Source organism: Bacteroidales bacterium, from assembly GCA_014860575.1.
Lineage (GTDB): Bacteria > Bacteroidota > Bacteroidia > Bacteroidales > JAAYJT01 > JAAYJT01.
In genome coordinates, this window is sequence record JACZJK010000046.1 from 131,637 (window position 1) to 140,656 (window position 9,020).

Below are 9,020 nucleotides of genomic sequence, written 5' to 3' on the forward strand. Positions count from 1 at the left end.
AAATTTTCAATTTTCCATTATCACTTAAATCTTTAAAATCATGAAAACAAAAATGTTCGGGCTTTTAGCCATGTTCCTTGCAGCAAGCATCCTTGTACTCAACGGATGTAAAAAAGACGATGAAGAACCACCAACAATGGTTGAAATCACAGTATCAGCCGACAATGCAACGATTTCAGTTGTATTTAGCGAAGGCGTTTACAGCATGAACGACAAAACCGGCGCACTTGATGGTGATTCGTTTGATGTTACCATAACCGGTGGAGTTGCTACATATGGCGGCTCCTACACAGTCCAGCATACTGCTGGTACAGCCCAGGCTTCAATCAATCTAACATTGAACGGTGTTGCTACCGGACAGGAAACTGTAACTGTAAAACCAAAAACAGCTTCAAGTATTTATAACGCTGCAGGTGAAGCTATGGAGACAACACAAACCCTCTCTGCAAACCTTAAGGATACCGGTATTATTGGAAGATGGTATTCATCAGGAACCAATGTTGCGGTATTACTTGCTGCCATTGGAATTGACTCGATTTATGCAGAGTTCAAAGCCGACAACACTTATATTGTTGAATCTTTCACTGCCGACCTTTCAAAAACCACCCTCACAGGTAACTATGTACAGGCAAGATCAGCCACCGGAAATATCTGGGACATCACCGTTAACCAGAACACTCCCAATTCTTTGACAAGTGTTGGAATTTTTGAAGTTACCTCAGGTGCTCAAACCACAATGAAATACGAAGTAGCACAAACTGAGCCTAACATTCCCGGAGTTACACCTCCAACCGCGGCCGCCGGATTCGGAAGCACCAGTGCTGGCGCTTACCAGAACTGGAATGTGCAGACTTATATTAAAATGAACTAATCATTTTTATAGCCATCGCAGTTTTGTCCCAGTTATCAGAACACTAACAACTACCAAACTGCGATGGCTTTTTCACCATTAAACCACGCTTATGATGAAAAGCATTACGCATCTTTTTGCTATCTGTTTGTTAACCTGCTCACTTCAAAGTGTTGCCCAAAACCCATCCATCAGGTATTTCGAACACGAGATTCCGAAGAAAGCAAACAAAGAATTGCAGTTTTTTGCTTTCTACATCAACCAGGGAGTCACGTCTAATTTTTATCCCAGCAGCGAATTTCTTCGCGGACAAGTGGTAGGAAGGCTATTTGGCAAGAACACCACCACAACCTCCGACACAGCCATGTCGGTATACATTGAGCAGCGCATTATCCCATTCTTCATTTATCAGCCCAACCTCTTTAATGGCAGGGCCATTTTGCGAGCCTCATTTGAAATTGACTGGACCTGGGGTGACGTTGCGTACGGAACCGGCGGCAACCTTGGAGGAGCCGTCTCAGCCGACCAGGTAAACATTCAAACCCAGAATATTGAACTGGAGTTGATTCCATGGCGGGGCTGGACGGTTAACCTTGGGCTTCAGCGAATGTTTGATACACCTTATAATCCTTACCGCACACTTTTCGATAAGATGACACAAACCGGTTATCGCCTTGCATATTTCGGAACCGATGCGGTTGGAATCAGTTTCCGTCATGATCGCGACTTTGCCCGATACAAAATAGGTTACTACAAATTTTACGAAAATGACATCTATCGCGACGATGATGTGAACATGTTCGAAGCCATTGCTGAAACTGCGGTGAATAACAAATGGAAGCTTGGTGGATCAATATATTACGTGCGCGACCGTTCCGAAGGAAAAGGCGGGGTATCCATCCTTGGCCAGGGACTTAACTCATTGCTTAACGAGTACAACGGCACTTTCAAATTCAAGTTTGGCGCCGATCCGTATAAAGCGGATGTGGCATGGCTCGGAGCTTTCTTCAGCCGCAATACTGATTACATGTTAGATCGCCTTCACCTTACCGGTTTTTTCAACTACAACCTTGGCAGTGCAAGTATCAGAAAGCCAACCGGATGGGAAAAAGGTGCTGATATCGGTGGGTTCGCGGCCAATTTCAAAACTGTTTACCGCTATGGCCAAACCCTCGACGACCATGTAAAACTTGATCTTATTTATGCTTCCGGCGATGACAACGGCATCAACGACAAGAAATACAGCGGTGTCATGACCGGTAATATGTGGGGATCGCCAGCCAGCATTTTTATCAGCAGCGGCGCTTATATCCTTATGCCTCATGGAAATGTTGTGAACCGTTACACACCGGCAGTTGCTGACATGAGCAACATGGGTTATGGTCTGAGCGCTGCAACCTTAACATTCGCACGAAGTGTTATTCCTCATCGGTTTACTGTTAAAGTTGGTGGGGCAACAGCTTTCAGCAATTCAGCACCCCTGGCAGGAGGTAGTTATATCGGATCAGAAGCCAATGCGGCACTCATCTATAATATAGGAACCTTTATGAGCCTTGAACTTCATGGCGCTTACATGTGGCTGGGCGATTTCTACGACAGTGCCGACGAGCGTTATGGCGCAGCGGTGAATGGAGGAACCTATGGCTTGAGGCCGGTTAACCCGTGGACGACATTCATTGTATATAAATGGCTGTTGTTCTGATTCATGAATAAAACCAGAAAGGAGTTAAAAATGAAAAAGATAATTTTGTTAGCATTCACTGGCTTTATTTTCATGATGCCGAACTTAACGTCAATGGCGCAGAAAATGAAACGATCAAATAATAAAAGTTTTATGAACGCTCCCTCATTCAATAGTTTTGAGGACATACCCTATCCGTTTGCTGTTAAAAAAGTGAAGGTAAGCCCCGATGTTGAGATTGCCTACGCTGACGAAGGTTCGGGCACTGAAACCATCATTTTTATTCACGGATTGGGAAGCTACTTGCCAGCCTGGAAAAAGAACATTGAAGTTTTGAAAACCGATTTTCGTTGCATCGCGATTGACCTTCCAGGCTATGGAAAATCATCAAAACTTCCTCACGATGGAACCATGACTTATTATGCTGGCATTGTAAGCCAGTTTATTGAGAAACTGGATCTCGGCAAAGTTTACATTGCCGGTCATAGTATGGGTGCACAAATTGGGATGGTGCTTGCCTTGTATCATCCCGAAAAAGTAAAAGGGCTTATTCTGGCTGCACCGGCAGGGTTCGAAGAATTCACCGAGGGTCAGAAACAATGGTTCCGCAATGTAATGACACTTGAAGGTGTGAAAAGAACAACCGCTGAGGACATACAAACCAACCTGGCCTGGAATTTTTACAACCTGCCTGATGATGCCAGGTTCATGATAACCGACCGCCTCGGCATGCGCACTGCAAGCGACTTTGAAGCTTATTGCCATGCCGTAGTCCAAAGCGTGAATGGTATGGTAAACGAGCCGGTGCTTCCATTCCTCAGCAAAATAACACAACCCACGCTGATCATCTTTGGTGAAAATGATAACCTTATTCCGAACCGCTTTCTGAACCCGGGAGCAACAGCAAAGATTGCCGAAAAAGGTGCATCACTGATACCCAATAATAAGTTGGTGATTCTACCCAAAACCGGTCACTTTGTGCAATTTGAGAGTTATGGAGAGTTCAATAAGGAGATTAAGGAGTTTATCAGCAGATTTTAAACTGCACATTTCCTGCATTCAATCAAAACCCTAAGAGTTTATCAACCCTTAGGGTTTTTTGTTGATAGCTAATATAATCAAGCTTTTGCCTTTTCCATAACAGGAATCCATCCGTTCACCTCCCATTCCTTCTCTTTGCAATTGAGACAGAATCTGCTGCAACTTGATTGCAGCGTCGTAAGCAACATCCCGATAAATAATGCATTCAAAACAGGAAATGACATTGTGATTGTCATGGAAATTGGCAGATATTCAGCACAGAAAAGATTTGGATCTCTGCAGAATTAGTCGTCGGCTAATATATTTAAACAGATTTGTTTAGATCAAACAATATATCTAATTTCGGCATTAGATTTTGTTTTAAGCCGTTCATGGAATAATAGCAACAAAAAATAAAATTTCAATTCCAAAAATAATATGCTTGACCGTAATAAACCCGAGGTAAGAATTCAAACCTCAATTCTAAATGCTATTGAGAAGAAAATTCTCATTTGGTTGTCTGAAAGAATGCCCAAAAAAATAAATTCAGACCATTTAACATTAATAGGATTTTTAGGAGCTTTAATTTCAATGGCGGGGTATATGCTCTCCAATTTAGAAATCATTTTTTTGTGGTTAGCATCGTTTGGTCTGATTGTGAACTGGTTTGGCGATAGTCTTGATGGTACACTGGCACGTGTTAGGAATGCTCAACGGCCAATTTATGGATTTTTTATTGACCACAATGTTGATGCTTTGACTATCTTGGTCATTTGTATAGGAGCAGGGCTTTCGCCATTTATAAAATTTTCAACAGCAATGCTTATTCTGGCTGGCTATTTAGTTTTATCAATTTACACTTACATCAATACATATCTTAACGGCGAATTCAAGATCACCTACAATAAATTAGGGCCCACAGAATTTCGCCTGGTTATTATACTCATCAACACCATCTTTATGTATTTTCCAGCAGGAACCCAGAATTTTGCATTCATGGGAGTATCGTTAAGCATATATGATGGTATTGGCGTTGGAGTTGCTTTTATGCTTTTCATTATTTATCTGGTTAGCTTTTTTAAGGATAAGAATAAATTCGCAAAAATTGACCCTCCTAAATTCTAAAATGCTACAATAGTATATTTTATATGGCAGTTAAATACTTAAAATTCCTTACAAGCCGGCTAATCGGCACACTGGTCGACACGCTGATCTTATGGTTGCTCTCAGCTTACGTCTTTTCGTCCTATATTGGGAAATACATAGTGGCGCCAACTATTTCGTTTGAATTCGCAGTTTTTGTAAATTTTGTTTTTTCCTATTACTGGATATGGAGCAAGCGAATATCTATTAAAAGCACAAAGACTTTTATCACCCGCTTTGCCATTTTCAACATTTCCTGTGTGTTAGGCTTTATTGTTAAAATGGCTTTTCTACTTCTATTCGAAAGGATTTTTGGCTGGGATGTCGTATACTGCAACTTACTGGCCTTGCTGATATCCGGCATCGTAAATTATGCTCTTGCCGAATTCGTAGTGTTTAAAAAACAGCCGTCAATAATTGAACCTATAAAGGATTTAGAATCCTTGGAGAACACAAACTATAAATACTAGCAATATGAAATTACCCACAGAAAAATACAAACAATAAAATGTCCCTCAGCAGGAGATATAATCACGGGACGTTTTCAAATTCGTTAGCCTCTTTAGGTGGGTTAATTGCAGGTGGCAAAGTGGTAATGAATTATCTGAAGCATACTCGCCTGTACTCTGATTTCTAATGCGGTTGTGATCCCTGCTTATGGTGCAAGAAGAAGTTTCTTCCGGATAATTGGTAAAAATTTCTAATTAGGATAAGATACTGATCATTAACTAGGATAAAACACATGAATTATACAGTAAGAGAAATAACAAGTCAAGCCGACTTAAAAAAGTTTATCAATTTCCCTAATAAACTCTATAAAGGGAATGAGTTTTATGTGCCTCCATTATTTTCAGCGGAGATGGAAACCTTATCAAAAGATAAAAACCCTGCTTTTAAATTTTGCGATGCAAAATACTGGTTGGCCTACAATGAGAACAATGAAATAGTTGGGCGTATAGCAGGAATTTTAAACCATGAATATAACCAAAAGGTCGGGAAGCAATTGGTTCGCTTTGGCTGGCTTGATTATGCTGAAGATATTAACGTTTTGAAAGCTCTTTTTCGAGCCGTTGAAACCTGGGCAAAAGATAAAAATGCCGAATATCTTCATGGGCCTCTCGGAATGTCTGAATTTGATGCTTCAGGAGTACTTATTGAAGGGTTTGAAGAAATACCTACAGCTTATGGTAAATACAACTACCCTTACTATTCGAAGGACATCGAACAATTAGGCTTTCAGAAGGAAGTTGATTGGATTGAGTTACAAGTTACAGTTCCACAGATCATGCCTGAAAGGTTTCCCAAAATGGCGAAGATGATAGCGGAGCGCTATAAACTACATTGTGCTAAATTCACTTCAAAAAAAGATGTCTTAGCATACGCTGACGAGGTGTTTCAGCTTCTCAATAAGGAATACGAAAACATCCATGGTTTTTCTGTGCTTTCTCCCAGTCAGATTGAAGCTCTAAAAAAGCAATTCATTCCTCTGATTAGGCTAAAATACATATCTGTTGTAACGAATGCCGAAAATAGAGTAGTCGGATTTGGCATTTGCCTGCCCTCACTTTCAAAAGCATTTCAGAAGTGTCGGGGCCGTTTGTTTCCATTTGGAACTTTGCATATTTTAAAAGCCCTCTATTTTAACGATATAATAGACTCATTACTCATAGCTATCCACAGCGAATATAGAGAAAAAGGTGTTAATGCGTTAATATTTAATGATATTGGTTGCGCAATTATTGCTGATGGGATTAAATTTATTGAGACTACACGTGAACTGGAACACAATTTTCTTGTGCAGAACCTGTGGAGCAAGCTCGAGTACAGACAGCACAAAAAGGCAAGATGTTATGTAAAATCCCTACAAACAATATAATAGAACATCCAAGGATTTATACTATCGGATAATAACAGCATGCTACATGCATTCGATAAAATACATAAAATTCTCAAGGTAATCTAATTCGACTGACAACAACGGTAAAGAATGCTACACTTGTATTATCAGGAGGAGGGGCAAGAGGATTTGCCCATATCGGGGCGATAGAGGAAATTGAAAGCCGCGGATATGTTATAAAATCAATTGCCGGCACATCAATGGATGCGCTGGTAGGAGGAGTGTACGCAGTTGGAAAAATGAACGAGTATAAAGAGTGGGTTTACAACCTGCACAAGCAGGACATCCTTAAAATGCTGGATTTCTCTTTCAGTAACCAGGGGCTGATTAAGGGCGATAAGGTGTTGAAAAAAATGAAAGCATTTATTCCGGATGCAAATATTGAAGAACTGAAAATAAAATATACTGCTACCGCCTTTGATCTGGCTCAACATAAAGAAATTGTGTTTAGTGAGGGAAGTCTGTACAATGCAATAAGAGCATCCATTGCTATTCCCACGGTATTCACCCCGGTAGTCAGCGGTGATTCAGTGCTTGTGGATGGCGGCGTTGTAAACAACATCCCGATAAATAATGCAATCAGAACAGCAAATGACATTGTGATCGCCGTATATGTAAATGCAGATGTTCCGGCGCATCAGATGAATATATCAGATAAAAGCAAGAAACATGACCTATACATTCAGAAAATCAATGAGTTTAAGAAGAGTCTGTTTAAGTTAGATCCTATGGATCAAAAAAAGAAGTTTCATTACTTTGATCTGATAAACGACACCATAGCAGCCGTAACGAATCATCTGGCAACAACAATCCTAAAAAATACGCCGCCAGATATTTAAATAGAAATCTCAAAAAAATCTTGTGGAACATTTGACTTTAATAAGGCAGAGGAACTTGTAGAAATGGGAAGGTATGCGACCAGGGAAAAACTTGATACGTTTCTTGTTAGATCCAATTCATGAGCCATGAGATCAGCAAAAATGGGTTCGCAAAAGTGAACGACGCAACTAGATGGTGAGGAGGAATATATTATTTTTTCTGAGTTTAAGTTCCTTAAAAATCCTAAAACACTTACATTTGCCTCTCATCACGAACCTATGCAAGCCCACTCAAGCCAAAGTTCTGCCATTGAAAAGCGTTTGATTCTGCAAAGCCTTGTTTGGCCGGCAGCTTTTGTTGCCGTGCTATGGCTGATCAAAGCCATTGAGCTTCTGACTGATACAAGCTTTTCGGAATACGGAATGCATCCACGCTCTGTAAAAGGGCTCTTCGGCATCTTCACCTACCCTTTTCTGCACAAAGACATCGGCCATCTGAGCGCTAATTCCTTGCCCATGTTGGTACTCGGCACCGCTCTTTTTTATTATTACGTAAAACAAGGGCGCATTATCTTTCTGCAAATGCTTATTATCTCGGGTCTGTGGTTGTGGATTCTTGGTGAACCTGGCAGCATACATATTGGCGCCAGCGGTTTGGTGTATGGGTTGGCTGCTTTCCATATTACCGCAGGCATGATCAAGCGCAATAAGCGATTAATGGCTTTCGCATTGTTGGTGCTGTTTCTTTACGGAAGTCTGGTATGGGGTGTCTTCCCCGATTTCTTCCCACATAAAAATATCTCCTGGGAAGGCCACCTTACCGGACTGGTTGCCGGTATAATCCTTGCCTGGTACCACCGCGACAAAGGACCTCAACGCGATCGTTACCAATGGGAATGGGATGAGCTGGAAGAAGATGATGAGGATGAAACTGAAACCGGCAATGAATACTACAAATCGGACAGTACTTACGGTGGAACCAATAGAACCGAATCATAAAGGTGCTATGATTCAAGAACAGCGATATCAGGGCCTGATTGCAGCATGTGGAATGAACTGCGGATTATGTATTGGATATCTGCGGGAAAAGAAACCCTGTGGAGGATGCTTCAAGAAAGATGACTTGAACAAACCCAATGTTTGCCGACGCTGTGCCATCATAAATTGTGAGTCATTGAAGAAAACAGAATCAGGATTTTGTTATGATTGTGATAGGTTTCCTTGTTCGAGATTAAAACAGCTTGATAGTCGTTACCGGACAAAATACAGAATGAGCATGATAGATAATCTCATTTTCATCAGAGATAATGGAATGGAAAGATTTTTGGAAAATGAGCAAAAAAGATGGACTTGCGTTAGCTGTGGTTCCGGGATTTCGGTACACAGAGATTTTTGTTTGCATTGTAAGAGCAATGTTTTACCGCTTACATGATTATTCAAAATTCAAAATTGAGTCTACTCCGAAAAGTATATCTGCCCCTAAATCCCCTAAAGGGGACTTCCACAAAGTGCTGATTTTTAGCGTTTCCCCTTTAGGGGTCAGGGGTCAAAAACGATAAAAATCAGCAATTTGTGACTTTTCAGAGTGAACTCAAAATTCCAAATTCAAAA

The 9,020-nt window shown here is 40.8% G+C and carries 8 protein-coding genes; all 8 read left to right on the top strand.

All coding sequences use genetic code 11. From position 1 onward, the window contains the following. Positions 1-40 precede the first annotated feature (40 nt). Positions 41-871, top strand: coding sequence for a hypothetical protein (locus IH597_12890; GenBank protein MBE0663348.1), 831 nt, complete (start codon positions 41-43; stop codon positions 869-871). Positions 872-962: 91 nt separating this feature from the next. Then, positions 963-2,552 (top strand): hypothetical protein, encoded by a 1,590-nt coding sequence (locus IH597_12895; protein MBE0663349.1) that lies wholly within the window; start codon positions 963-965, stop codon positions 2,550-2,552. A gap of 93 nt (positions 2,553-2,645) precedes the next feature. Beyond that, entirely contained in the window at positions 2,646-3,572 is a 927-nt protein-coding gene (locus IH597_12900; protein ID MBE0663350.1) for an alpha/beta hydrolase, read from the top strand. 417 nt (positions 3,573-3,989) lie between these two features. Further along, positions 3,990-4,676 (top strand): CDP-alcohol phosphatidyltransferase family protein, encoded by a 687-nt coding sequence (locus tag IH597_12905; GenBank protein ID MBE0663351.1) that lies wholly within the window; start codon positions 3,990-3,992, stop codon positions 4,674-4,676. A gap of 23 nt (positions 4,677-4,699) precedes the next feature. Beyond that, complete coding sequence (locus IH597_12910) at positions 4,700-5,164, top strand: GtrA family protein (protein MBE0663352.1); 465 nt, start codon at positions 4,700-4,702, stop codon at positions 5,162-5,164. 272 nt (positions 5,165-5,436) lie between these two features. Beyond that, positions 5,437-6,570, top strand: a complete 1,134-nt coding sequence (locus tag IH597_12915) for a hypothetical protein (protein MBE0663353.1) — start codon at positions 5,437-5,439, stop codon at positions 6,568-6,570. A gap of 86 nt (positions 6,571-6,656) precedes the next feature. Then, on the top strand, positions 6,657-7,430 hold the full coding sequence (locus IH597_12920) for a patatin-like phospholipase family protein (GenBank protein MBE0663354.1): 774 nt from the start codon (positions 6,657-6,659) through the stop codon (positions 7,428-7,430). A 258-nt stretch (positions 7,431-7,688) separates the two neighbouring features. After that, on the top strand, positions 7,689-8,408 hold the full coding sequence (locus tag IH597_12925) for a rhomboid family intramembrane serine protease (protein MBE0663355.1): 720 nt from the start codon (positions 7,689-7,691) through the stop codon (positions 8,406-8,408). The last annotated feature ends 612 nt before the right edge of the window (positions 8,409-9,020 follow it).